At 72.4% G+C, this 23,618-nt stretch carries 26 protein-coding genes; 3 read left to right on the forward strand and 23 right to left on the reverse strand.

Annotated elements, in window-relative coordinates; translation table 11 throughout:
• Positions 1–2 precede the first annotated feature (2 nt).
• The 3 genes from ppdK to dusB form a co-directional block, all read right to left on the reverse strand.
• Entirely contained in the window at positions 3–2,693 is a 2,691-nt protein-coding gene (gene ppdK, locus BN344_RS03035) for a pyruvate, phosphate dikinase (RefSeq protein ID WP_040336936.1), read from the reverse strand.
• Between the two features lie 112 nt (positions 2,694–2,805).
• Positions 2,806–3,240 carry a hypothetical protein gene (locus BN344_RS03040; RefSeq protein WP_040336937.1) on the reverse strand — a complete coding sequence of 145 codons (435 nt, stop codon included), beginning with the start codon at positions 3,238–3,240 and terminating at the stop codon, positions 2,806–2,808.
• The gene (dusB, locus tag BN344_RS03045; RefSeq protein ID WP_051515502.1) at positions 3,237–4,397 is read right to left on the reverse strand and encodes a tRNA dihydrouridine synthase DusB; all 1,161 of its coding nucleotides are present in this window, start codon (positions 4,395–4,397) and stop codon (positions 3,237–3,239) included. The genes BN344_RS03040 and dusB overlap by 4 nt, the downstream gene beginning before the upstream one ends.
• Positions 4,398–4,554: 157 nt before the next feature.
• Here dusB and BN344_RS03050 point away from each other — a divergent pair, with 157 nt between their 5' ends.
• Both BN344_RS03050 and BN344_RS03055 read left to right on the forward strand, forming a co-directional pair.
• Positions 4,555–5,469, forward strand: a complete 915-nt coding sequence (locus BN344_RS03050; protein WP_197022220.1) for an NAD(P)-dependent alcohol dehydrogenase — start codon at positions 4,555–4,557, stop codon at positions 5,467–5,469.
• Positions 5,470–5,488: 19 nt separating this feature from the next.
• Complete coding sequence (locus BN344_RS03055) at positions 5,489–6,121, forward strand: class I SAM-dependent methyltransferase (protein WP_040336939.1); 633 nt, start codon at positions 5,489–5,491, stop codon at positions 6,119–6,121.
• Between the two features lie 32 nt (positions 6,122–6,153).
• Here BN344_RS03055 and BN344_RS03060 read toward each other — a convergent pair whose 3' ends face one another.
• The 4 genes from BN344_RS03060 to BN344_RS03075 all read right to left on the reverse strand — a co-directional run bounded on the left by BN344_RS03060 (position 6,154) and on the right by BN344_RS03075 (position 9,045).
• Positions 6,154–7,557, reverse strand: a complete 1,404-nt coding sequence (locus BN344_RS03060; RefSeq protein WP_040337867.1) for a glycine--tRNA ligase — start codon at positions 7,555–7,557, stop codon at positions 6,154–6,156.
• Between the two features lie 96 nt (positions 7,558–7,653).
• Positions 7,654–8,151, reverse strand: a complete 498-nt coding sequence (locus BN344_RS03065) for a hypothetical protein (RefSeq protein WP_155858732.1) — start codon at positions 8,149–8,151, stop codon at positions 7,654–7,656.
• Positions 8,152–8,180: 29 nt separating this feature from the next.
• Positions 8,181–8,585 carry an HNH endonuclease gene (locus BN344_RS03070; protein WP_231486458.1) on the reverse strand — a complete coding sequence of 135 codons (405 nt, stop codon included), beginning with the start codon at positions 8,583–8,585 and terminating at the stop codon, positions 8,181–8,183.
• A 46-nt stretch (positions 8,586–8,631) separates the two neighbouring features.
• Positions 8,632–9,045, reverse strand: a complete 414-nt coding sequence (locus BN344_RS03075) for a rhodanese-like domain-containing protein (RefSeq protein ID WP_051515673.1) — start codon at positions 9,043–9,045, stop codon at positions 8,632–8,634.
• Positions 9,046–9,171: 126 nt separating this feature from the next.
• Here BN344_RS03075 and BN344_RS03080 point away from each other — a divergent pair, with 126 nt between their 5' ends.
• Positions 9,172–9,759 carry a hypothetical protein gene (locus BN344_RS03080; protein WP_051515504.1) on the forward strand — a complete coding sequence of 196 codons (588 nt, stop codon included), beginning with the start codon at positions 9,172–9,174 and terminating at the stop codon, positions 9,757–9,759.
• Here the strand turns inward: BN344_RS03080 and BN344_RS03085 are convergent.
• From BN344_RS03085 to dnaJ, 16 genes are all read right to left on the reverse strand, one after another.
• Positions 9,744–10,010, reverse strand: coding sequence for an antibiotic biosynthesis monooxygenase family protein (locus BN344_RS03085; protein ID WP_231486459.1), 267 nt, complete (start codon positions 10,008–10,010; stop codon positions 9,744–9,746). The genes BN344_RS03080 and BN344_RS03085 overlap by 16 nt on opposite strands.
• 11 nt (positions 10,011–10,021) lie before the next feature.
• Positions 10,022–10,786, reverse strand: coding sequence for an SDR family NAD(P)-dependent oxidoreductase (locus tag BN344_RS03090; protein ID WP_040336942.1), 765 nt, complete (start codon positions 10,784–10,786; stop codon positions 10,022–10,024).
• 43 nt (positions 10,787–10,829) lie between these two features.
• Positions 10,830–11,594 carry an isoprenyl transferase gene (locus BN344_RS03095; RefSeq protein ID WP_040336943.1) on the reverse strand — a complete coding sequence of 255 codons (765 nt, stop codon included), beginning with the start codon at positions 11,592–11,594 and terminating at the stop codon, positions 10,830–10,832.
• Positions 11,591–12,376 (reverse strand): DNA repair protein RecO, encoded by a 786-nt coding sequence (gene recO, locus BN344_RS03100; protein ID WP_040336944.1) that lies wholly within the window; start codon positions 12,374–12,376, stop codon positions 11,591–11,593. Before recO ends, BN344_RS03095 begins: the two co-directional genes overlap by 4 nt.
• On the reverse strand, positions 12,373–13,275 hold the full coding sequence (gene era, locus BN344_RS03105) for a GTPase Era (protein WP_040336945.1): 903 nt from the start codon (positions 13,273–13,275) through the stop codon (positions 12,373–12,375). Before era ends, recO begins: the two co-directional genes overlap by 4 nt.
• Positions 13,276–13,320: 45 nt before the next feature.
• A complete protein-coding gene (locus tag BN344_RS03110) occupies positions 13,321–13,926 on the reverse strand; it encodes a hypothetical protein (RefSeq protein ID WP_040336946.1) in 606 nt (201 codons plus the stop codon).
• Between the two features lies 1 nt (position 13,927).
• On the reverse strand, positions 13,928–15,562 hold the full coding sequence (locus BN344_RS03115; protein WP_155858733.1) for a hypothetical protein: 1,635 nt from the start codon (positions 15,560–15,562) through the stop codon (positions 13,928–13,930).
• A gap of 44 nt (positions 15,563–15,606) precedes the next feature.
• Positions 15,607–16,521, reverse strand: a complete 915-nt coding sequence (locus BN344_RS18865; RefSeq protein ID WP_155858734.1) for a matrixin family metalloprotease — start codon at positions 16,519–16,521, stop codon at positions 15,607–15,609.
• 379 nt (positions 16,522–16,900) lie between these two features.
• Positions 16,901–17,233, reverse strand: a complete 333-nt coding sequence (locus tag BN344_RS03125; protein WP_040336948.1) for a hypothetical protein — start codon at positions 17,231–17,233, stop codon at positions 16,901–16,903.
• Between the two features lie 5 nt (positions 17,234–17,238).
• Positions 17,239–18,594 (reverse strand): hemolysin family protein, encoded by a 1,356-nt coding sequence (locus tag BN344_RS03130; RefSeq protein WP_040336949.1) that lies wholly within the window; start codon positions 18,592–18,594, stop codon positions 17,239–17,241.
• Entirely contained in the window at positions 18,591–19,094 is a 504-nt protein-coding gene (gene ybeY, locus BN344_RS03135) for an rRNA maturation RNase YbeY (RefSeq protein ID WP_040336950.1), read from the reverse strand. Before ybeY ends, BN344_RS03130 begins: the two co-directional genes overlap by 4 nt.
• Before the next feature lie 5 nt (positions 19,095–19,099).
• On the reverse strand, positions 19,100–20,251 hold the full coding sequence (locus BN344_RS03140) for a PhoH family protein (protein ID WP_051515506.1): 1,152 nt from the start codon (positions 20,249–20,251) through the stop codon (positions 19,100–19,102).
• Positions 20,252–20,344: 93 nt separating this feature from the next.
• Positions 20,345–21,169: an enoyl-CoA hydratase/isomerase family protein gene (locus BN344_RS03145; protein WP_040336951.1), complete on the reverse strand. Its 825-nt coding sequence runs from the start codon at positions 21,167–21,169 to the stop codon at positions 20,345–20,347.
• Between the two features lie 25 nt (positions 21,170–21,194).
• Entirely contained in the window at positions 21,195–21,551 is a 357-nt protein-coding gene (locus tag BN344_RS03150; protein ID WP_231486460.1) for a histidine triad nucleotide-binding protein, read from the reverse strand.
• Between the two features lie 169 nt (positions 21,552–21,720).
• Positions 21,721–22,482, reverse strand: a complete 762-nt coding sequence (locus BN344_RS03155) for a 16S rRNA (uracil(1498)-N(3))-methyltransferase (protein ID WP_051515507.1) — start codon at positions 22,480–22,482, stop codon at positions 21,721–21,723.
• 5 nt (positions 22,483–22,487) lie between these two features.
• Positions 22,488–23,618, reverse strand: coding sequence for a molecular chaperone DnaJ (gene dnaJ, locus BN344_RS03160; RefSeq protein WP_040336952.1), 1,131 nt, complete (start codon positions 23,616–23,618; stop codon positions 22,488–22,490).

The following is a 23,618-nucleotide window of genomic DNA, read 5'->3' on the forward strand; positions in this document are numbered from 1 at the left end:
CCTCACGACCCGGCGAGTGCTGCCCGCCCGGCCTCGAGCCGGGCGACCGGCACGCGGAACGGGGAGCAGGACACGTAGTCCAGCCCCACCTCGTGGAAGAAGTGCACCGACTCCGGGTCGCCGCCGTGCTCGCCGCAGATCCCGAGCTTGAGGTCCGGACGGGTGGCCCGGCCGGCCTCCACGGCGATCTGCACGAGCCGCCCGACGCCCTCGCGGTCCAGCGACTCGAACGGCGAGACGCCGAAGATGCCCTTGTCCAGGTACTGGTGGAAGAACGCCGCCTCGACGTCGTCCCGCGAGAAGCCCCACGTCATCTGGGTGAGGTCGTTGGTCCCGAAGGAGAAGAACTCCGCCGAACCGGCGATCTCCCCCGCGGTCAGCGCGGCGCGCGGCACCTCGATCATCGTGCCGAGCAGGCCGTCCACCTCGCAGCCCTCGCGCTCGAACACCTCGGCGAGCACCCGCACCGACTCGTCGCGGATCGCCTCCAGCTCCTGCACCGCGCCGACGAGCGGGATCATGATCTCCGGCCGGGGATCGCCGCCGGCCTTCTTCCGCTCGCAGGCGGCCTCGGCGATCGCGCGCACCTGCATGGCGAAGAGGCCGGGGACGACCAGGCCCAGCCGTACGCCGCGCAGCCCCAGCATGGGGTTGGACTCGTGCATCCCCCGGACGGCGGCCAGCAGCCGGAGGTTGCCCTCGTCGGGCTCCCCCCGTTCCTCGGCCAGGGCGACGCGCACCGAGAGCTCGGTGAGGTCGGGCAGGAACTCGTGCAGCGGGGGGTCGAGCAGCCGGACGGTGACCGGCAGCCCGTCCATCGCCTCGAAGATCTCCAGGAAGTCCTGCTTCTGCAGCGGCTCCAGGGCGTCCAGCGCGCCCTGCCGCTCGTCGTCCCCCTCGGCGAGGATCAGCTTCTCCACCAGCTGGCGCCGGTCGCCGAGGAACATGTGCTCGGTCCGGCACAGGCCGATCCCGCGGGCCCCGAACCGGCGGGCGCGGGCCGCGTCCGCGGGGGTGTCGGCGTTGGTGCGGACGTCGAGCCGCCGCACCTCGTCGGCGTGGGTGAGGATCCGGTGCACGCTGCGCACCAGATCGTCGGTGTCCTCGGCGTCGGGGTCGAGCTCGCCCTCGAAGTAGCGCACCACCGACGACGGCTCGACCGGCACCTCCCCCAGCCACACCTTCCCGGTCGAGCCGTCGATGGAGACGACGTCGCCCTCGTTCACGACGGTGCCGCCGGGGGCGGTGAACCTCTTCGCCTTGGTGTCAACCTGCAGCTCCTCGGCACCACACACGCACGTCTTGCCCATGCCCCGCGCGACGACGGCGGCGTGCGAGGTCTTGCCACCCCGGCTGGTGAGCACGCCCTCGGCGGCGATCATCCCGGAGAGGTCATCGGGGTTGGTCTCGCGGCGGACCAGCACGACCTTCTCCCCGCGCTGCGCCCACTGCACCGCCGTCTCCGAGGAGAAGACCGCCTTGCCCACGGCCGCGCCCGGCGAGGCGTTCATGCCCTGGGTGAGCTGCGTGGCATCCCCGCCGGCGACGAATCGGGGGAACATCAGCTGCGCCAGCTGGTCGCCGGTCACCCGGCGGACCGCCTCGTCCATGTCGATGAGGCCCTCGTCGACCAGCTGGGTGGCGATTCGGAAGGCCGCCCCCGCGGTGCGCTTGCCCACGCGGGTCTGCAGCATCCAGAGCTTGTTGCGCTCGACGGTGAACTCGATGTCGCACAGGTCGCGGTAGTGCGACTCCAGCCGCGCCATGATGCCCATCAGCTCGTCGTAGGCCGGCGCGTCGATGCTCTGCAGGTCGACCAGCGGCACGGTGTTGCGGATGCCGGCGACGACGTCCTCGCCCTGGGCGTTCTGCAGGTAGTCGCCGTACACGCCCTGCTCGCCGCTGCCCGGGTCGCGGGTGAAGGCGACCCCGGTGCCCGAGTCCATGCCGAGGTTGCCGAAGACCATCGAGCACACGTTGACCGCGGTCCCGGCGTCGCTCGGGATCCGCTCACGACGGCGGTAGAGGACTGCCCGGTCGGAGTTCCACGAGTCGAAGACGGCGTTGATGGCCATGTCCATCTGCTCGCGCGGGTCCTGGGGGAAGTCCGCGCCGGTGTGCTCGCGCACGATCGCCTTGAACCGGGTGACGACGTCCTCGAGGTGTGCGGCGTCGAGGTCGAGGTCCAGCTCGGTGCCCTGCTCCGCCTTGACCGCGTCGAGCGCGTCGTCGAAGAGGTCGCCGTCGATGCCCAGCACGGTCTTGCCGAACATCTGGATCAGCCGGCGGTAGGAGTCCCAGGCGAACCGCTCGCTGCCGGACTGGGCCGCCAGCCCCCGCACCGACTCGTCGTTGAGGCCGACGTTGAGGACGGTCTCCATCATCCCGGGCATGGACGCCGCGGCGCCGGAGCGCACCGAGACCAGCAGCGGGTCGGAGGGGTCGCCCAGCGACTTGCCCATGGCCCGCTCCAGGGCGCTCAGGTGCTCGGTCACCTCGTCGGCCAGCTCCGGCGGGGTCCGCGCGTGCTCGAGGTAGAAGCGGCAGGCGTCGGTGGTGATCGTGAAGCCGGGCGGGACGGGCAGGCCCAGGTTGGACATCTCGGCGAGGTTCGCGCCCTTGCCTCCGAGCAGGTCCTTCTGCTCCTTGCTGCCCTCGCTGAAGTCGTAGACCCACTTCGTCGCGCCGCTCATGCCTCACCCCTACCCGCTCGACCCCACCGTTGGTCGAGATCGTGCCGTACGGGCGTGGGGTCGGCTCGCTCGCCGTGCCCTGGTTCCCTCGTGCGATGGACCGGGTCAGCGGTCAGGCGACGCCGCAGATCCGGAGGCCGTCCTCACCGATCACGGTCAGCTCGGTGGTCGCGCCGTCGGACCAGGACACGGGCACGATCCGCGCGTCGCCGTCGGTCCGCGGGTCGCCCAGCTGCGGCTTCCCCTCGCCGAGGTAGTCGTCCGCGATCTCCGCGGGAGCGAGTCGGGCCCGCTCCTCCTCGCAGAGCAACCCGGAGGCGGTCTCGGTGTCGTCGGCGGCCAGGGCGCTCAGGAACACCCCGCTGACCTCCTTCGCCTGGTCCGAGCCGGTCCCCTTGATCGTGACCGTGAGCACCACCATGAGGACGGCGACCAGCACGGTGGCGCCGAAGATGAGGGCCATCCACTTGCCCGACCGGGTCGGCGCGCCGGTGTGCAGGGGCTCGGGACCCTCGTCGTAGAGGAAGGGCCCTGGGGTGCTGGTCATCCGCCGCTCGTCTCCAGTTCTGCACCGGCCGGGGGCCGGGGGTCGTCGCGGTCGGCCAGCCAGCCCTCGGGCAGGGCGACCGGCCGGGGCGGGGTGGTCCGCCCGCGCGGAGCCCCGAGGACGGCGACCGGGTAGGGCTGGTCGGGGATGCCCGCCAGCAGGTCGGCCAGCTCGTCCAGGCCGCTGACCATCGCCAGTGCCCGGCGGATGTCGGAGCCGACGCTGAAGCCCTTGAGGTACCAGGCGACGTGCTTGCGGAAGTCGCTGCAGCCGTAGAGCTCTCCGTGCTCCTGGGTGAGCAGCTCGGCGTGCCGGTGCATGATCGCGGCGACCTCGCGGAAGGTCGGCAGCACGCGCGCGGTGCGGCCGGCGAAGGCGGCGGCGAGGTCGCCGAACAGCCACGGCCGGCCCAGGCAGCCACGGCCGATGACGACGCCGGCGCACCCGGTCTCGGCGACCATGCGCAGCGCGTCGTCGGCCTCCCAGATGTCGCCGTTGCCGAGCACCGGGATGTCGACGGTCTCGACCAGGCGCGCGATCGGCGCCCAGTCCGCGGTACCGCTGTAGAGCTGGTCGGCGGTGCGGCCGTGCAGCGTGATGGCGGCGGCGCCCTCGTCCTGCGCGATCCGGCCGGCGTCGAGGTAGGTGACGTGGTCGGCGTCGATGCCGATGCGGGTCTTGATCGTGACCGGGACGTCCTTCGCCGCGCGCACGGCCTCGCGGACGATGTTCCGCAGCAGCACGCGGTGCCAGGGCAGCGCGGAGCCGCCGCCCTTGCGGGTCACCTTGGGCACCGGGCAGCCGAAGTTGAGGTCGATGTGCGCCGGGCGGGTGCCGGCGACGCCCTCGTCGACGAGCAACTCCACCGCGCGGCCGACGGTGGCCGGGTCGACGCCGTAGAGCTGGACGGAGAAGGCGTCCTTCTCGTCGGCGGTCGCGCGGATCATCCGGAGCGTCTTCTCGTTGCGCTCCACCAGCGCCCGGGTGGTGATCATCTCGCAGACGTAGAGGCCCGCGCCGAACTCACGGCACAGGGTGCGGAAGGCCGGGTTGGTGATGCCGGCCATCGGCGCGAGCACGACGGCGGGGTCGACGGTGAGCGCGCCGAGCCGCAACGGCGGCAGGGCCGTCGTCGTCGGTTCGAGCGTGGCGGTCACGCCACCCAGCGTAGGCGGCGAGCTGCGTCACTCCGGGCGGCGCCCGGCGCGGTGAGCCGCAGGACTTCCGGACCGGTCGACGACGCCACTAGGTTGCCGCCATGACGAGGTGGATCGCGTGAGGGCGGTCCTCCAGGACCGTTACGGTCCACCCGAGGTGCTGCGCGTCGAGGACGTGCCCCTGCCGACGCCCGGCCCGGGGCAGGTGCGGGTCGAGGTGGCCGCGACGTCGGTCAACCTCAGCGACTGGGAGGGACTCGTCGGCTCACCGGGCTACGCCCGCCTCGGTGGTCTCCGCGCCCCGAGGATCCACACGCTCGGATCGGACATCGCCGGGACGGTCGACGCCGTCGGTGAGCGCGTCACCCGCTTCCGCCCCGGTGACGAGGTCTACGGCGACAACCTCCGGATGAAGGGCGGCTTCGCCGAGTACGCGATCGCGCCGGAGACGGCTCTGGCCCGGAAGCCGCCCGAGCTGTCCTTCGCCCAGGCGTCGGCGATCCCGCAGGCCGGGGCGATCGCGTCGTCCGGGACGCGAGGTGTCGCTCTCGGTACCCGGATGCTCATCAACGGCGCCGGTGGCGGGTCGGGGGCGTTCGCGATCCAGCTCGCCAAGCAGCTCGGAGCGCACGTGACCGGCGTGGACAACGCCGGGAAGCTCGATTTCATGCGGTCCCTGGGCGCCGACGACGTGATCGACTACCGCGCCGACGACTTCACCCGCCATGGACCGTACGACCGGATCCTCGACCTGGTCGCCCACCGCTCGGTGTTCGCCTACCGACGCGCGCTCGCACCCGGAGGGCGGTACCAGTGCGTCGGCGGTCCCGTCCGTTCCCTGCTGCGGGTGCTCACGGTGGGACAGGTGGCCGGCCTGCTGACCGGTCGGCGCCTGGGCGTGCTCATGGTCGAGGAGGGGCCGGCCGCCTTCGAGCCGGTGGCCGCCCGCTGCGTCGCCGGGGACGTCGCCGTCCACATCGACCGCACGTTCCCGTTGGACGAGGTTGCCGCGGCGCTGACCTGCGTCGGCGAGGGACGCGCCCGGGGCAAGGTCGTCGTCGAGATCCCCTGAGGTCTGGCAGCCTGCCCGCATGGGTGTCACCGACTGGAGTCACAACAGCTGGTACCACTCACTGCTCCTGCGCCAGATCCCCCAGAGGGCGGAACGGGTCCTGGACGTGGGGTGCGGCTCCGGCACTCTCGCCCGCCGGCTCGCCGCGACCGTGCCGCAGGTCGACGCCTTCGACTCCTCGCCGGTCATGCTCGCCGAGGCCCGCGTGGGGGCCCCGGCCAACCTGAGCCTCCAGGTCGCGGACGCGCTGACCGTGGAGCTCCCGGAGGACGCGTACGACGCCGTCGTCAGCGTCGCGGTGCTGCACCACCTGCCGCTGGTCGAGGCTCTGCCCCGGATGGCCGGGTGGTTGCGGCCCGGCGGCGTGCTCGCCGCCGTGGCCCTCCCCCGCGCCGACCTCCCCCGCGGGCTGCCGGTCGAGGCCGCGGCTGCGGTCGCCCACCACGGCCTCGGACTCGCGTTCAGCGCCCTGCGCCCGATGACCGGAGCGGACCTCTTCCGGCACGAGGACAGCCACGGCGACATGCCCGTGTCCGACGGCGCGCTGACCACCCGCGAGGTGCGGACGGCCGCCGAGGCGGTACTCCCCGGCGTGCAGGTGCGGCGGCTGCTGTTCTGGCGCTACCTGCTCGTCTGGCGCAAGCCGCTCTGACCCGGAGGGACTTTCGGCGCCGAAAGTCCCTCTCAGCAGCCGGGGAGCTTGGCCCCGAGGTAGGACTCGACCTGGTCCAGCGCCACGCGCTCCTGGCTCATCGAGTCCCGCTCGCGGATGGTCACGGCCTGGTCCTCGAGGGTGTCGAAGTCGACCGTGATGCAGAACGGCGTCCCGACCTCGTCCTGCCGGCGGTACCGGCGGCCGATGGCACCGGCGTCGTCGAAGTCGACGTTCCAGTTCCGCCGCAGCGCGGTGGCGAGATCCTTGGCCTTCGGCGAGAGGTCGGCGTTGCGCGACAGCGGGAGGACGGCGGCCTTCACCGGCGCGAGCCGCGGGTCGAGCTTGAGCACCGTTCGGGTGTCGACGCCGCCCTTGGCGTTGGGCGCCTCGTCCTCGCTGTAGGCCTCGATGAGGAAGGCCATGAGCGAGCGGGTGAGGCCGGCCGCGGGCTCGATGACGTACGGCGTCCAGCGGGTGTTGCTGGCCTGGTCGAAGTAGGACAGGTCGGTGCCGGAGTGCTCGGTGTGGGTCTTCAGGTCGAAGTCGGTGCGGTTGGCGATGCCCTCGAGCTCACCCCATTCCGAGCCCTGGAAGCCGAAGCGGTACTCGATGTCGACGGTCCGCTTCGAGTAGTGCGACAGCTTCTCCTGCGGGTGCTCGAAGTGCCGCAGGTTGTCCCGGTCGATGCCGAGGTCGGTGTACCAGGCGGTGCGCTGGTCGATCCAGTACTGGTGCCATTCCTCGTCGGTGCCCGGCTCGACGAAGAACTCCATCTCCATCTGCTCGAACTCGCGGGTGCGGAAGATGAAGTTGCCCGGCGTGATCTCGTTGCGGAACGACTTGCCGATCTGGCCGATGCCGAACGGCGGCTTCTTCCGGGCGGCGCCCATCACGTTGGCGAAGTTCACGAAGATGCCCTGGGCGGTCTCGGGACGCAGGTAGTGCAGGCCGGACTCGTCCTCGACCGGGCCGAGGTGGGTCTTGAGCATCATGTTGAAGTCGCGGGGCTCGGTCCAGGCGCCCTTCGTGCCGCAGTTCGGGCAGGAGATGTCAGCGAGCCCGTTCTCCGGCAGCCGGCCCTTCTTCTCCTCGAAGGCCTCCTCGAGGTGGTCGGCCCGGAAGCGCTTGTGGCAGCTCTGGCACTCGGTCAGCGGGTCGGTGAAGACGCCGACGTGCCCCGACGCCACCCAGGTCTGGCGCGGCAGGATGACCGAGGAGTCCAGGCCGACGATGTCGTCCCGGCTCTGGACGACGGTCCGCCACCACTGCTTCTTGATGTTCTCCTTGAGCTCGACGCCGAGCGGCCCGTAGTCCCACGCCGAGCGGGTGCCGCCGTAGATCTCGCCGGACGGGAAGACGAAGCCCCGTCGCTTGCAGAGGTTCACGACCTTGTCGAGGCGGGCGGGGTCGTGCTTGGCGGTGCTGTCGCTCACGGCGAGAGGCTCCATCCGGCTGGCGGTCGGCGGTTGACCTGCCCACGGTAGTTGCCCCTGGCGGACGGGCGGCGACCGCCGTCGGGGCCGGTGCGCTCAGACCCCGTCGAGCAGGACCACCCAGGCGATCGCGGAGCCGACGATGATCAGGATCGGCAGCAGGGTCAGCACCACCCACGACCACCGGCGAGGGGTCGAGCCCACCTGCACCGGCTCGATCGGGCGGTGCCGCATCTCGGGCGACGTGAAGGCCAGCGTCCGCTCCCGGCCCGAGGCGGCGGGCTGTGGCGGGAGCTCGTCGGTGCGCGCCCTGGCCAGCCGCTGCCCCTCCACCTGCTCCTCCGACGGCTCCTCCACCGACGGTTCCGCCGCCTCCGGTTCCGCTCGCGTGTCTGCCTCGCGTGCCAGGTCGGCCGGCGGCCTCGGTCCCTCGGGAACGGCGGTGGTCGGAGAGTCGAGCGGCGAGACCGCGGGACGCAGCCCGGCCCACTCCTTCGGCAGCGCGGGCGGGGGCCGGTCCGGGAGAGGCGGCAGTGCGATGTCGCGGGTCGGGTCGGCGAGCGCACCGGGATCGTCGGGCGTCCGATCGGTCATGCGGTGCTCCATGCCCCTCCCCGGGCGCCCTACGCCTCGTGGCCTGCCGGTTCCCGCTCGTCGACGTCGTCCGCGCGATTCCTGTCGTCGGAGAACTGCTGCGCGAGCAGCATGCGGACCTCGGCGTGCCGCACCAGGAAGGCCCGCTCGTCCAGCCGCTTGCGCCGCAGCCAGCCGGTGACCTCGTCGTTGCACTTGCTGGCGTTGCAGGAGCCGCAGGCAGGGGCGATGTTGTCCAGCGTGTACCGCCCGCCGCGCGAGAGGGCGAGCACGCAGTCCCGCTGCAGGGGGACGCCGGTCGCGCCACAGTAGGCGCAGCCACCCCACACCTCCTGCAGGATGGCCCACTGCTCCGGACTCAGATCGTGCTCGACGGCGTCCATCCGACGCTTGCGCCGGCGGGCGTACCGAGCGGTGCGGGTGCGGCTGACCACCGGCCGACCGTAAGGGCGAACAGGGGCGTGCGGTGGGACCGCCGCGTCACTCCCGCACGTCGGCCGGGCCCTGCGACGTCGGGAGACCGGCGGCGATCCACACCTCCACGCCACCGACGAGGTCCGTGGCCTGGTGCAGGCCGATCGCCCGCAGCGAGGCGGCGGCGAGGCTCGAGCTGTAGCCCTGCCGGCACACGACGACGATCTCCAGGTCGTCGCCGGTCGCCTCGGGGATCCGGTCGGGGCTCCGGGGGTCCAGCCGCCACTCCAGCACCGTCCGGTCGATGACGACGGCGCCGGGCAACTCCCCCTGCCGGCGACGCTGCACCTCGGTCCGGGTGTCCACGACCAGGGCGCCGCGCGCGGCGGCCTCGACCAGATCGGCGGGGGCCAGCCGCCGCACACCGGCCCGGCTCGCGGCCAGTACCGCGTCGATCCCGCCGTGCACGACCGCCGTCACGACGGCGAGCCTGCCAGCCCCGGCACGGAGCCGCCCGTCGACGTCCGACACCTCACCTGCCCCAGACGTCTCCCGGAGCCGGGTCGGGCTGTCCGCGCCGGGCCGGACCGCCTACGGTGCTCGACCGTGCCGTTCCTGTCGCGTTCCCGCGGTCCCGCAGAGTCCGTCCCGCTGCCCTACGAGGCGTCCTCGCCCGAGGGCCTCGCCGCCCGGTGGGTGCAGTGGGTCGCCGCCGCCGGTCCGCTCGCCAACCCGGTCGAGGACGAGGACGGCCGGCACGCCGCGGCCAACCAGCCCGACGACGTGTGGTTCCTCGCCGGATCGACCGGCGAGCCCTGGGAGCGCAACTGCGTCGTACCGGCCGGCCGGCCGCTGTTCGTGCCGGCCTTCAACTGGTGGGAATCCCCGTCCGCGGGGCCCGCGCCCGTGGTGGAGCGGGCCTTCGGGTCCGTCACCCTCGACGGCGTCCCCCAGCAGCTCCAGGAGATCGGGACCCCGGTGCCCTTCGTCGTCTCCGGCGTGCGTCTCAACGGCATCAACGGCAGCAAGCGCCCGGCGCCGACGACGGTCTGGGGCCTGTGGGCGCTCATCCCCCCGCCGGCTCCGGGAACGCACGAGGTGCGCATCCACGGCGGCGACGGCCACGGCTTCGAACTGCAGGTCGGCTACCGCCTCGCCGTGGGTGGGTCGGACCCGGGCTACTCGTCGACGTAGACGCCGGGCTCGTCCAGCGCGTGCACCCACACCGGCGCGCCGGCGATCTTCACCGCTGCGGCCGACAACCCCCGCCGGTAGGCGCCGACGCCGTCCCATCGGGTGACCAGGGCCCACAGCGTGGGGTCGTCGGCCGACCGGCCGAACTCCCCGCCCCGGAACCCGGGCGCGGCTCCCAGCGCCTCGAGCAACGGTCCCACCGCGGCCGCCAGGGCGTCGGCGTCCTCTTCCGTCGCCCGGAGCCGGGTCACCGCGAACACCGTCAGCGGGGGGCCATGCGGATGGCGCCGTCGAGACGGATCGTCTCGCCGTTGAGGTAGCCGTTCTCCAGGATCTGGGCGGCCAGCAGCGCGAACTCCGAGGTGTGACCCAGCCGCGGCGGGTTGGGCACCGAGGCCTCCAGCGACGCCCGGACGTCCTCACGCAGGCGCGCGAGCAGCGGCGTGTCCATGATCCCCGGCGCGATGGTGCAGACCCGGATCGCCTTGCTCGCCAGGTCGCGGGCCGCGTTGAGGGTCATCCCGACGATCGCGGCCTTGGAGGCGGTGTACGGGAGCTGGCCGATCTGCCCCTCGAACGCGGCCACCGACGCGGTCAGCACGATCGCGCCGCGCTCGCCGTCGACCGCCTCGTTGCGCGCCATGCGGGCCGCGCCCAGCCGCAGCGCGTTGAACGAGCCGGTGACGTTGAGCTTCATGACCCACTCGAAGTCCTCCAGCGAGCCGGGCTCGCCGTCCTTGTCGAGCACCCGGAGCCGGCGGCCGGCGCCGGCGCAGTGCACCAGCCCGCGCAGCGAACCGTCCGCACCGGCCGCGTCGAGAGCAGCGGCGAACTGGTCGCCGTCGGTGACGTCGGCCGCGACGAACCGGGCAGCCTCCCCCAGGTCGGCGGCCACCTGCTCGCCCGCCGACGTCGGCAGGTCGATGATCGTCACCCGGCCGCCGGCGGCGACCAGCCGCTGCACGGTGGCCAGGCCGAGGCCGGAGGCGCCGCCGGTGACGGCGGTGGTCAGTCCGGAGAGCTGCATGAGTCGGGACGTCCTTTCGACGGATCGGGTCGGACGCTGTCTATCAGGCGCTGCCGAACCGCCGCTGCCGCGAGGCGTACTCCTCGCACGCCGCCCACAGGTGACGGCGGTCGAAGTCGGGCCAGAGCGTGTCGAGGAAGACGAACTCCGCGTAGGCCGACTGCCACAGCAGGAAGTTGCTGGTGCGGTTCTCCCCGGAGCTGCGCACGAACAGGTCGACGTCGGGCATGTCGGGCTCGTCGAGGAAGCGGGCGACGGTCCGCTCGTCGATCTTGTCCGGCTTCAGCCGGCCGGCCGCGACCTCACGGGCGATGGCCGCGGCGGCGTCGGCGATCTCGGCCCGGCCGCCGTAGTTGACGCACATGGTCAGGGTCAGGACGTCGTTGTCCTTCGTGAGCTCCTCGGCGATCTCGAGCTCCTTGATGACGCTCCGCCAGAGCCGGGGACGCCGTCCCGCCCAGCGCACCCGGACACCGAGCTCGTGCATCTCGTCCCGGCGACGGCGGATCACGTCCCGGTTGAAGCCCATGAGGAAGCGGACCTCGTCGGGGCTGCGCCGCCAGTTCTCGGTGGAGAAGGCGTAGGCGCTGATCTGCTTGATGCCGAGTTCGATGGCGCCCTCGACGCAGTCGAACAGCGAGGACTCCCCTGCCTCGTGCCCGGCGGTGCGTGGGAGGCCCCGCTCCTTCGCCCAGCGGCCGTTGCCGTCCATGACGATGGCGACGTGCCCGGGCAGCTTCTCCCCGGACAGCTGCGGCGGCCGGGCCCCGGAGGGGTGCGGGTTCGGCGCCTTGACCTCGCGTTTCACGCACCCACCGCCGGCTCCGGGCGCGCGGCCGGCTCGGAGCGGTCGACCAGCGGCAGCGAGCGCAGGCCCCGCTCCAGGTGCCACTGCAGCAGCGCCGCCACCAGGCCGCTGCTCTCCCGGCGGTTGATGCCCTGGCTGGCGTCGGCACGCGCCCAGTCCCCGGTCATCAGGGCCTCCATGAGCTCGAGGGTGACCGGGCTCGGCATCGCCGAGCCGGTGGGCCGGCACGGCGGGCAGACCGTGCCGCCGGCCGGCACGGAGAAGTGCCGGTGCGGACCGGCCTCGCCGCAGCGGGCGCACTCCCCCAGCGCGGGTTCCCAGCCGGCCACCGACATCGCCCGCAGCAGGAACGCGTCGAGGACGAGGCCCGGCGGGTGGGCACGCTCGCCGAGAGCGCGCAGAGCGCCGACGACGAGCAGGAACAACCGCAGCGAGGGCTCCTTCTCCTCGGCGGTGAGCCGGTCGGCGGTCTCCAGCACCGCGGTGCCGGCGGTGTAGGCCGGGTAGTCGGAGACGATCTCCTGCCCGTAGGACCGGATCGACTCCACCTGGCTGACGATGTCGAGGTTGCGGCCGGTGTAGAGCTGCAGGTCGACGTGGGTGAAGGGCTCCAGTCGGGCGCCGAACTTGCTCTTGGTGCGACGGACCCCCTTGGCCACGGCGCGCACCTTGCCGGTGCGGCGGGTGAGCACGGTGACGATGCGGTCGGCCTCACCCAGCTTCTGGGTGCGCAGCACGATGCCCTCGTCGCGGTAGAGGGCCTTGGGCGTGTGCGCGCTCAATAGCCCAGCCTGTTCAGCTTCTTGGGGTCGTCCTGCCACTCGCCGAGCACGGTGACGTGCAGGTCGAGGTGGACGCGGGTGCCCAGCAGCGTCTCCATGCCCACGCGGGCCTCGCTGCCGATCGCCTTGATGATCGAGCCGCCCTTGCCCAGCAGCATCGGCTTCTGGCTGTTGCGCTCGACGTGCAGGAGCGCGTGGATCTCGACCAGGTCCCGGTCGGTCCGGCGGTTGATCTCCTCGATGGTGACCGCCAGCGAGTGCGGCACCTCCTGGAAGACCTTCTCCAGCGCGGCCTCGCGGACCAGCTCGGCCAGCTGGCGCTCGGTGTCCTCGTCGGTGGTCTGCGCTTGCGGGTACAGCGGAGGGCCCTCGGGCAGCAGCTTGATCAGGAGGCCCTCGAGCAGCTCTACCTGGTCGCCGTTCACCGCGCTCACCGGCACGACCTCGGCGGCCTCGACCAGCTGGCTGGCGGCCATGAGCTGCTCGGCCACCTGCTTCTTGCTCGCGACGTCGGTCTTGGTGACGACGACGACCACGGGCGCGCGCACCTCGCGCAACTGGCGGGCGATGAACCGGTCGCCGTTGCCGACGGGCTGGTCGGCCGGGACGCAGAACACGATGACGTCGACGTCGGACAGCGTGTCGCGGACGACGTCGTTGAGCCGCTTGCCCAGCAGGCTCTTGGGCTTGTGCAGGCCCGGGGTGTCGACCAGCACGATCTGGCCCTCCGGCTTGTGCACCACCCCGCGGATGGCGTGCCGGGTGGTCTGCGGCCGGTTGCTGACGATGCCGACCTTCTCGCCGACCAGGGCGTTGGTCAGCGTCGTCTTACCGGCGTTCGGGCGGCCCACCAGGGCGACGAAGCCGCTGCGGTGCGGCGTCTGCTCAGGGCTGCTCACGTCGTCAGTCTCCCACCGCCCACCGACGTCCTCGGCGCGGGCGCGTCAGCCGGTCGGGCGCGCCTCCCCACGGCACCCTGCGGGAACTCCCGGCTCGCCGGCATCGGGCCGGTCGAGCGCCACCACGAAGTCCGCGTACCGGTTGCCCAGCGAGACCGGAGGGCCGTCGTCGATGCGCACCGCGAGCTCCCGGACGAACAGGCAGCCGGATCCGAGGTGGGCCCGGGCGGCGGCGTCGGCCGGGGAGACGTGCATGACCACCTTGACGACGTCGGCGCGTCCCGCCATCACGTCCGCCTCGGGCGGCACGACGAACCCGTCCGGCCACTCGATCGAGTCCGCGAGCATCGGCTCGGCGTCCCCCCACCCCATGGCCCCCGCGCAGCCCCTCCGGCAGCTCGACGCCCCGAGAACCTCGATCGCCAGGCCGTCGTCCGCCTCGACGACGACCTCGCTCACTGTGACCGGCTCCGGTCCGTCGTTGCGGAGCGCGACCGAGAACACGGCGCCGTCGGAGTCAGCCGCAGGGGTGGTGAGCACCTCGGCGACAGCCAGGAACTGTGACGCCCGCGGAGCGTCGTCCCGTCCGCACGCCGTCGCCGTCCCGAGGACGAGCAGGGCGAGCGCCGCACCACGAACGAGCCGGCGCACGTCACGACCCGTTGTTCCAGCACGCCCCGGTGCTGACCCATCCCGGGTTGAGTTCGCAGCTGAAGTGGTCGTACCGCCGTCGACCGTCGTGGTCGTAGTACCAGTACTTGTACATGAAGTTCTGGGTCTCACCGTTCCTCACCAGCCGCCGCACCTCGTAGGTCATGGAGGCGAGGCTCTCGTTGCGCTGGCTGGTCGTCGACTCGAACGTCACCGAGCCGAACGCCGACCCCCACGTGGCCTTGACCGACACCGTGGCGCCGCGGGTCCTGGTGAACGAGGCGTTGAAGTCACTCTGCCGCGTCGATCCCGGGTCCAGGCCCGTCCAGTTGCCGAAGGACCCGGAGCGGACCGCCGACGGACGCTTCTCATAGTTGGTCAACCCGATGAAGTCGTCGGAGAAGGTGCCTCCGATGTACCACCGGTTGCGCACCGTCTCGTACACCGTCTGGGAACAGATGAACGCCTCGAAGCACGTGGTGCTGACGTGCCGCTCCCACCGCCAGGTGTCGTTCCCGTACGCGCCGATGAAACCGTAGAAGATGTTCGTGCAGTCGGGCCCGTCGCCCTGGACCGACGGGACGACGCCGGTCTCGCTGCGCCAGCAGTCGCTGCGCATCGGCCAGGTGTCGGCCGTGGTGCTCGAGTTGGACGACTGCTTGCTCACGCTCATCGAGCCGTTGACCTCGAACGCGCCGGCCTCGCTGCGCCAACCGTTCTGCGTGACCGTCTCCGCCGTGGCCGACATCTTGAACTGCGCGCGCATGCCGTAGCCCTGGGTGCTCCACGAGCGGAAGGTGTAGACGCCGTAAATGTCTTGTGCATCGGTGACCTGGTCGTTCGTGTACGACACCGTGCGCAGCGGGGGGGTCGACAGCGGGACGTCCGGGCCGTTCTGAGCGGGGCGGGACGGCGTGGCCGGCCCCTCCAGGCGGTTCTCGAGCGCGCCACCGTCCTCGCCGACCCCTTCCTCGGGGGCCGGATCGCCGTACTCCGGCTCGTTGCGGGCGGGCGCCGCCTCCCCACCCTCGGTGCCGGCACGGGCGGGCAGCACGACCTGCCCCTGATCCGGGACGGCGACGGGTTGGGCCTCCGTCTCCTGCTGCATCCGGGCGATCTCGGTCTCGTCCGGTGGCTCCTCACCCGTGCGCCCGCCCCCTCCCGTCAGCGCATGGACCTCCTTGGGGGTGTACGTGGGCACAACCTTCGGGACAGGCACGGTCAAAGTCACCACAGACGTCTCCGTCAGCGTGTGGTCGGTGATGCCCACGGACGCCACAGACTGCAGGGCGGTGTCCGTGCCAGGAATCGGCAGCACCGCGATCGCCTGGAGGAACGCCACGCCGTTGTCCGCCGGCAGGTCCACCTTGGGCAACGTGACGCTCAGCAGCCCCGAGGGCGGGAGCGCTCCGGAACGGAGCGTCTCGGACGCGGCCTGGGTGCGGGTGCCCGCGTCACGGGTCACCTGGAAGCCGGCTCCGGCCAACGTGGCCGGGAACTGGGCGACGAGCCGCACGGAATCGGCCGGTAGGGCCACCGAGGGGGCCGCGGTCGCCGTGGCCGTCATACCCGGCACCAGCGACGCGCCGACAAGGAAGGCCAGGACGGTCGCCGGAAGACGTCGGGAACGGTTCACGTGGATGACTCCTCGCTCGCGAGTGGAGGTGGGGACGGTGAAGATCATCGGTCGACGCCCATGGATCCGTAGCGGGCACTGAGGCCTTCGCGGTCGCCCGCGCCGAGGTAGCGGGCGTAGATGCTCGTCGGGTACACGCCGGAGCCGGACATGGTCAGCTGGCTCGGAGCGGCGGAACTGCCGGCGTGCCCGAGTCCGAAGACGTGGCCCACCTCGTGCGCCACCACACTGGCGACGTCGTACTGGCTGGCGCTGAAGTCGGGACCGGTGCTCCACGTGTAGTTGGCGTTGAGAGTGATGTCGGCGTCCAAGACGCGGGGTCCGTAACCGGCGTCGACATAGGAGTAGATGCAGGCAAGTCCGAGGTATCCGGATCCGCCGCGGACCCACCCGGCGACGTTCAGACCGTCATAGGGCTGGCAGGTCCTCGAGGGCGTGATGCCGGGCGGAACGGTGGTCTCCCCCGCGAATACCTGGGATGTGAGGACGGTGGTGGACTCGACGTGACAGCCGTCGCGGCCGGCGGCCACGTTGTCGAAGCTCGACGTGAACGCCTCGAGACCGGTTGCGGCGACGTTCAGGGGCGCGCCGGCTCCGTTGTAGAACCAGACGTGCGGCCCGTAGACGAAGTGGCCGAGCGACGACCATCGCGCGTCCGTGCAGCGATCCGGCGCGCCGCCCTGGTACGGCCCCGGGGCGCCGCTGTCGACAGCATCGGTGCTTGCCTCGTGCTCATGGTGGGCATGGTCGGCGTGGGGGTGGTCGGCCTCGTGGCGGTCCGCCGGGGGGTGGTCGGCGTGGCCGTCGGAAGTGTCGACGAAGAGAACCTCGATGGCGCCGCTGGCCGTGCGCCTCACGATGAACTCCGTGTGCCCCTCGGTGCCCACGGCCGACTGGGTGACCTGCATGCCTGGCGGCGGCAGTGGCACCGACCACGTGTCCTCGGCCGTCAGCAGCACGGTCCCGGCGGCGTCCCGGGTGCACTCCATCGCCGGGAGGTGACCACCCTCGTGGTGCTCGATGGTGAGCAGCGTGATCTGCGGACAGTCGTCGACCCCAGCAAGCGGCGCGGCGTGGGCGATGGCCGGAGCAGAAGCTGCCACCGCCGTGGCCGCGAGCGCGCCGGCCAGACCTTCTCGAAATCGCAGCGGCACCGGCCGTCTCCCGTCCCTGCATCACGGCCGGGGAATGCTTCCAGCCGAGGTGTTTGTGATGCCCGTCACCATCGGAACGAGCATCGAAGCGGGAGGTCACGCTCGATGTCCGGCCGTCGTCCTCCGGTGTGCGGCCCCGACGACGAATGTGGCGGGACGACGAGACCGGAGGGTTCGGTCACCGTCAGACGGTGGTGCGCAGCGCCCCGTCCGGGCCGGCGAGGTGCACCGGTGCCGACGGCGTGAGGTCGCGGACGGCGGCCAGGCCCTCCTGCTCCACCGCGTCGCCGTCGGAGACGATGACCGCTGCCTCCAGGCCCTCGACGCCGCTGGACACGGCCGCCGCCACCGCCGCCTGCAGCGCGGACAGCTTCAGCGAGGGCAGGGCCACGCTCGCCGCCACGTAGGTGCGGCCGTCGGTGTCGCGGACCGCCGCGCCCTCCGCCGCGCCGGTGCGGGCGCGGGTGGAACGGGCCAGGGTGACGAGCTTGGCGTCCTCGGGCTGCAGTTCGGGCACGGGCTTCAGCCTTCCACCGGGGCGGGCTCCTCGTAGCGGGTGGCCCCCTTGCCCTGTCCGCGACCGTCCTCGGCGTCGTCCTCGGCCGACTGCTCGACCCGGCAGACCAGCATGGTGTCGACCCGGTTGCGGCGTCCGCCGGTGCTCTCGGCGACCAGCCGCAGCCCACCGATCTCGGCCGACGCGCCCTCGATGGGCACCAGGCCGAGTTCGCGGGCCAGCAGACCTCCGACGGTCTCGACGTCGTCGTCCTCGGGCAGTTCGACGCCGAACAGCTCGGCGAGGTCCTCCACCGGCAGACGCGCGGTGATCCGCATCGAGCCGTCGGGCAGCTCCTCGACCGGCGGCCGCTGGAAGGCGTCGTGCTCGTCGGCGATCTCGCCGACGATCTCCTCGAGGATGTCCTCGATGGTGACCAGGCCGGCGAAGCCGCCGTACTCGTCGACCACGATCGCGATGTGGATGCGCTGGGCCTGCATGTCGCGCAGCAGCTCGTCGACCGGCTTGGACTCGGGCACGAACGTCGGCGTGCGCATGAGCTCCTCGACGCGCGGGCTGCTCTTGGCGTCGTTGTTGCCCTGCGACCGGCGGACCAGGTCCTTGAGGTAGACCACGCCGACGACGTCGTCGACGTTCTCGCCGATCACCGGGATGCGACTGAAGCCGCTGCGCAGCGCCAGAGCGAGCGCCTGACGCACGGTCTTGGTGCGCTCGATCCAGACGACGTCGGTGCGCGGCACCATGACCTCGCGAGCGATGGTGTCGCCCAGCTCGAAGACCGAGTGGATCATGTTGCGCTCGCCAGACTCCACGACACCGCGCTCCTCGGCCATGTCGACCAGCTCGCGCAGCTCGACCTCGGAGGAGAACGGGCCGTCGCGGAAGCCCCGGCCGGGCGTGATCGCGTTGCCGACCAGGATGAGCAGCGTGGCGACGGGGCCGAGCACGCGGCCGAGCAGCTTCACCACGCCGGCGGTGGCGAGCGCGATCGAGTAGGCGTGCTGGCGGCCGAGGGTTCGCGGCCCGACGCCCACCAGGACGTAGCTGACGACGGTCATGATGCCGGCCGCCGTGAGCACGGTCCGCCAGCCGAAGCCCCAGAGGTCGTCGAGCAGGACGGTGGCCAGCACCGCCGCGCTCATCTCGCACAGGATGCGGAGCAGGAGCAGCAGCGAGACGTGGCGGGCGCGCTCGAGCACGACCTCCTCCAGCGCGCGGGCGCGCTTGGCGCCCTCCCGGCGGAGCTCCCCGACGCGCGCCTGCGACACCCGTTGGAGCGCTGCGTCCATGGCGCCGAACAGGCCGGCGAGCGGGACCAGGCAGCAGGCGATCACCAGCAGGGTGATCGCACCGGACGTCATCGGAGGGTCTGTTCCTGACCGGCCGGCGCACCGGTCACCGGCTCGCGGGGCGCTGACTTCCAGCCCTCGATCAGCTGCGACTGGAGGCCGAACATCTCTTTCTCCTCGTCGGGCTCCATGTGGTCGTAGCCGAGCAGGTGGAGCACGCCGTGGGTGGCGAGCATGACCAGCTCGTCGTCCATGGTGTGCCCGGCGGCCCGGGCCTGCCGGACGGCGACGGCCGGGCAGAGGACGACGTCACCGAGCAGGGCCGGGCCCGGATCGGGGTCGTCGGGCCGCGCGGTGTCGAGCTCGTCCATGGGGAAGGCCAGCACGTCGGTCGGCCCCTTCTCCCCCATCCACCGCTCGTGCAGGCTGCTCATGTACTCGACGTCCACGCAGAGCACCGACAGCTCGGCCATCGGGTGGACCTTCATCTCGCCGAGCACGAAGCGGCAGATGCCGGCCAGCTCCGCCTCGTCGACGGCGATCTCGGACTCGTTGGACACCTCGACCGGCACGGCGGTCAGCTCCCCTGCCGGCGTGGCCGGGTCGGTCGTGCCGGCGCGGGCGCGGCCGGGCGGGTGGTCGTCGGTTGACGCGAGGCGTCGAAGCGCTCGTAGGCGTCGACGATGTCGCCGACCAGCCGGTGCCGGACGACGTCGGTGCTGGTCAGGGTGGCGAAGTGCACGTCCTCGACGCCGTCGAGGATCTCGCGCACGATCTTCAGCCCGCTCTGCGCACCGCCCGGGAGGTCGACCTGGGTGACGTCACCGGTGACCACGATCTTCGAGCCGAAGCCGAGCCGGGTCAGGAACATCTTCATCTGCTCGGCAGTGGTGTTCTGCGCCTCGTCGAGGATGACGAACGCATCGTTCAGGGTCCTGCCCCGCATGTAGGCCAGCGGGGCGACCTCGATCGTCCCCGATGCCATCAGCCGCGGGATCGACTCGGGGTCGACCATGTCGTGCAGCGCGTCGTACAGCGGCCGCAGATAGGGGTCGATCTTCTCGCTGAGCGTCCCGGGCAGGTAGCCCAGCCGCTCGCCGGCCTCGACCGCCGGGCGGGTCAGGATGATCCGGTTGACCTGCTTGGTCTGCAGCGCCTGCACCGCCTTGGCCATGGCCAGGTACGTCTTCCCGGTACCGGCCGGGCCGATGCCGAAGACGATCGTGTGCTCGTCGATCGCGTCGACGTAGCGCTTCTGGTTCAGCGTCTTCGGCCGGATGGTGCGGCCCCGGCGGCTGATGATGTCCAGGCTGAGGACGTCGGCCGGGCGTTCGGACCCGCCGCTCTTCAGCATGGCGATGACCCGGCGCACGGAGTCGGGGCGCAGCTGCTGGCCGGTGCCCAGGAGGGCGATGAGCTCGTCGAAGACGCGGACCGCGAAGGCGTTGTCGGCGGGCTGCCCGGTCACGGTGATCTCGTTGCCGCGCACGTGCACGTCGGCGTCGACCTCGGCCTCGACCAGGCGCAGGAGCTCGTCGGCGGAGCCGAGCAGGGCGACCATGGAGACCGACTCGGGCACCGCGATGGTGGCGCGGACGACGGCCGGCTGGCTCGCGCCCGGACTCGGGGAACTGTCGGCTGCGGTGTCGTCGACGGCGGCGGCCTGCGCCGATGCCTCACGGGACGTGGGGGCACCCTCGACGGGGACGTTCGGGGAGGTGTCGGGCAAGAACCCTCGACCCTGCCTTCCTGGCTGGGAGTGGCGGACCGCTCGATGCTACCCGCGTGCGGCACCCCGAATCGTGGTTCGCACCCCTTGGGGTCACCGCCCCGAGTACGTCGCCGTCCCCGGGCCCTCCGTGAGGAAGGAGCGCACCGCGCCGCGCAGGTCGTCGCTGGCGAACAGCGCCCCCGAGACCTCGGACACCAGCGCGTCCGCCGCGCGGGCGCCCTCCCGCACGGAGGTGGCCACGAGCCGCTTGGTGGCGGCGTGCGCCAGGGTGGGTCCGGCGGCGACCTGCCGGGCGTAGACCCGGGCGGCCTCGGCGAAGCCCTCGTCCGGGAGCACCCGGTTGACCACGTTCCAGCGCTCCAGGACGGCCGCCGGGTAGCGCTCGCCGGTGAAGATCAGCTCCCGCGCGCGGGCCGCACCGGCCCGCTCGGCGAGCCGCTGCGGGCCGCCCATCGACGGGGTCAGCCCGACGACGATCTCGACCAGGCCGAAGGACGCCTTCTCGCCGGCCAGCAGGATGTCGCAGGCGAGCGACAGCTCGAAGGCGGCGGTGAGGGTGAGGCCGTGTGCGGCGAACACCGTCGGCACCGGCAGGTCCTCCACCGCCTGCGCGACGCGGAGCAGCTGCGCCCACAGCTCCCCGCCGCGGCCGACCGGGTCCGGCCCCTCGGCGATGTCGCGGAAGAAGGTGACGTCGACACCTCCGGAGACGACCTTGCCGCGGGCCTCGAACAGCACCGCCCGCGCCCGGTCGGGCCGCTGCGGGTCGGTGAGGGCGACCAGTTCGGCGACCGCGGCGTCCAGCGCCTGGAACACGGCCGGGGTGAAGAGGTTCAGCGGCGGGTTGTCGAGGACGACGACGGCGACGTCGCCGTCCCGCTCGACGCGGACGGGCGGGGCGGTCTGCTCGGTCACCGCTCGATCCTCGCAGGATCGGTGCTCAGCCGGGAGGCCAGCCGAGGTCGCGGCCGCCCAGCACGTGGACGTGCAGGTGGTGCACCGTCTGGCCCGCGGCCGGACCGGTGTTGGTCACCAGTCGGTAGCCGGGCTCGGAGCCGTCGGTGACGAGCTTCTCCTGGCGCGCGACCGCGTGCGCGGCGGCGACGACGTCGGCGAGCAGCGCTGGGTCCGTCTCCGCGAGCGCACCGACGGTGGCGTGGTGCTCCTTCGGGATCACCAGCACGTGGGTGGGCGCCTGCGGGCTGATGTCGCGGAAGGCGAGCACCCGGTCGGTCTGGTGGACGACGTCGGCAGGGATCTCCCCGGCGACCATGCGGCAGAACAGGCAGTCGGTCACGTCCGCACCCTAGGAGGAGCATCCCTCCCCCCACACCTCGCACGCCCGACGGCGCGACGGGCGGCACGCGCTCCGGCGTCCTCCCTCACCGGGGCGCTACCTCCCGCACCGCCCACCACGAGGTAGGTGACGCCACGATCAGGTCACCTGATCCCAGCACCGTCGACGGCTAGGCCCAGCGGGTGTGGGCGCTCAGCGCGGCCAGCGCGGCGGCGCCGGCGGTCGAGGTGCGCAGCACCTCGGGGCCCAGGCGGACCGGCTCGGCGCCGGCGGCCCGGAAGGCGACCACCTCGCCGTCGGTGAGCCCGCCCTCGGGGCCGACGACGACCGCCACCGTGCCGGACGAGGGCACGGTCAGCTCGGCCATCGGCCGGCGCGCCTGCTCGTGCAGCACGACGGCGAGGTCGACGTCGCCCAGCAGGCCGCACACCTCGCGGGTGGACATCGGCTCGGTCACCTCGGGCACCCGCGGACGCCGGGACTGCTTGCTGGCCGCCCGGGCCGCGGCCCGCCACTTGGCCACTCCCTTGGCCACCCGGTCGTCGCGCCAGCGGGTCACGCAGCGCGCCGCCGTCCACGGAACGATGCGGTCGACGCCCAGCTCGGTCGCGAGGTCGACCGCGAGCGGTCCGCGGTCCCCCTTCGGCAGGGCCTGCACCAGCAGGAACTCCGGCTGGGGGGCCGGCACCTCGAAGCGGTGCAGGACGGCCACCCGCAGGCCCTGCGGGCCGGCCGAGACCACGTCCCCCTCGACGACGGTGCCCTGGCCGTCCCCGACCCGGACCCGCTCCCCCGGCTCGAGGCGCAGCACGTCGACGGCGTGCCGCCCCTCGGCGCCCTCGACCAGGAGTTGCTCGGTCTCCGGCAGGACATCCAGGAGGAACAGGGGCGCGCCGTCGAGCTCGGGGACCTCGGCGCCGGGGGTGGCCACGTCGATCAGCGCCCGTGGAACGCGTCGCGCACCCGCGAGAACAGCCCGCCCTGCGCCTCGCGGTTCGACTCGGGCTGGTCCTCGCCACGCAGGGCGGCGAGTTCGCGCACGAGCTTCTCCTGCTCGGCGTCGAGCTTGGTGGGCGTGACGACGTCGACGTGCACGACGAGGCCACCCCGCCCGGTGGCCCGCAGCCGCGGTGCGCCCTGGGCGCGCATCTTCAGCACGCTGCCCGACTGCGTGCCGGGCTGGATGTCGATCTCCTGCTCGCCGTCGAGGGTCTTCAGGTTCAGCGTGGTGCCCAGGGCGGCGGAGGTCATGGGCAGCGTGACCCGGCAGTGCAGATCCTCGCCGTCGCGGGTGAAGACGTCGTGCGGGCGCTCGTGGATCTCCACGTAGAGGTCGCCGGCGGGACCACCGCCGGGGCCGACCTCGCCCTGGCCGGTGAGCCGGATGCGCATGCCGTCCTCGACACCGGCGGGCACCTTGACCGAGATGGTGCGGCGGGAGCGCACGCGGCCGTCCCCGGCGCACTTGACGCACGGCTCGGGGATGACCTGGCCGGTGCCCGAGCAGGTCGGGCAGGGCCGGCTGGTCATGACCTGGCCGAGGAAGCTGCGCTGGACGCTCTGCACCTCGCCGCGACCCGAGCAGGTGGTGCACGTCGTGACGTGCGTGCCCGGGGCCGTGCCGGCACCGGCGCACACGTCGCAGAGGACGGCGGTGTCGACGGTGAGTTCCTTGACGGTGCCGAACACCGTCTCGTCCAGCTCGAGCTCGATCGGGATGAGCGCGTCCCGGCCGGCGCGGGTGCGCCCGCGCGGCCCGCGGGTGGTCGCGCCGCCGAAGAACGCGTCCATGATGTCGCCCAGACCGCCGAACCCCGCGTTGCCGAAGCCGTTGCCGCCCCCGCCACCGGTGTCGAACGGGTCACCGCCGAGGTCGACGATCCGCCGCTTCTCGGGGTCGGTCAGCGCCTCGTACGCCCGGGTGACCTCCTGGAAGCGCTCCTTGGCCTCGGGGTCGGGGTTGACGTCGGGGTGCAGGTCCCTCGCCAGCCGCCGGTAGGCGCGCTTGATGTCGGAGTCACTGGCGTCGCGGGCCAGGCCCAGGACACCGAAGTAGTCGGTTGCCAT

This window comes from Candidatus Blastococcus massiliensis AP3 (assembly GCF_000582785.1).
Taxonomy (GTDB): domain Bacteria; phylum Actinomycetota; class Actinomycetes; order Mycobacteriales; family Geodermatophilaceae; genus Blastococcus; species Blastococcus massiliensis.

Coding starts and splice junctions, on each gene's coding strand:
- BN344_RS03065 (WP_155858732.1), bottom strand. CDS start 8,151: ATGACCGATCGGACGCCCGACGATCCCGGTGCGCTCGCCGACCCGACC.
- ppdK (WP_040336936.1), bottom strand. CDS start 2,693: ATGAGCGGCGCGACGAAGTGGGTCTACGACTTCAGCGAGGGCAGCAAG.
- BN344_RS03055 (WP_040336939.1), top strand. CDS start 5,489: ATGGGTGTCACCGACTGGAGTCACAACAGCTGGTACCACTCACTGCTC.
- BN344_RS03040 (WP_040336937.1), bottom strand. CDS start 3,240: ATGACCAGCACCCCAGGGCCCTTCCTCTACGACGAGGGTCCCGAGCCC.
- BN344_RS03090 (WP_040336942.1), bottom strand. CDS start 10,786: ATGCAGCTCTCCGGACTGACCACCGCCGTCACCGGCGGCGCCTCCGGC.
- dnaJ (WP_040336952.1), bottom strand. CDS start 23,618: ATGGCAACCGACTACTTCGGTGTCCTGGGCCTGGCCCGCGACGCCAGT.
- BN344_RS03130 (WP_040336949.1), bottom strand. CDS start 18,594: ATGACGTCCGGTGCGATCACCCTGCTGGTGATCGCCTGCTGCCTGGTC.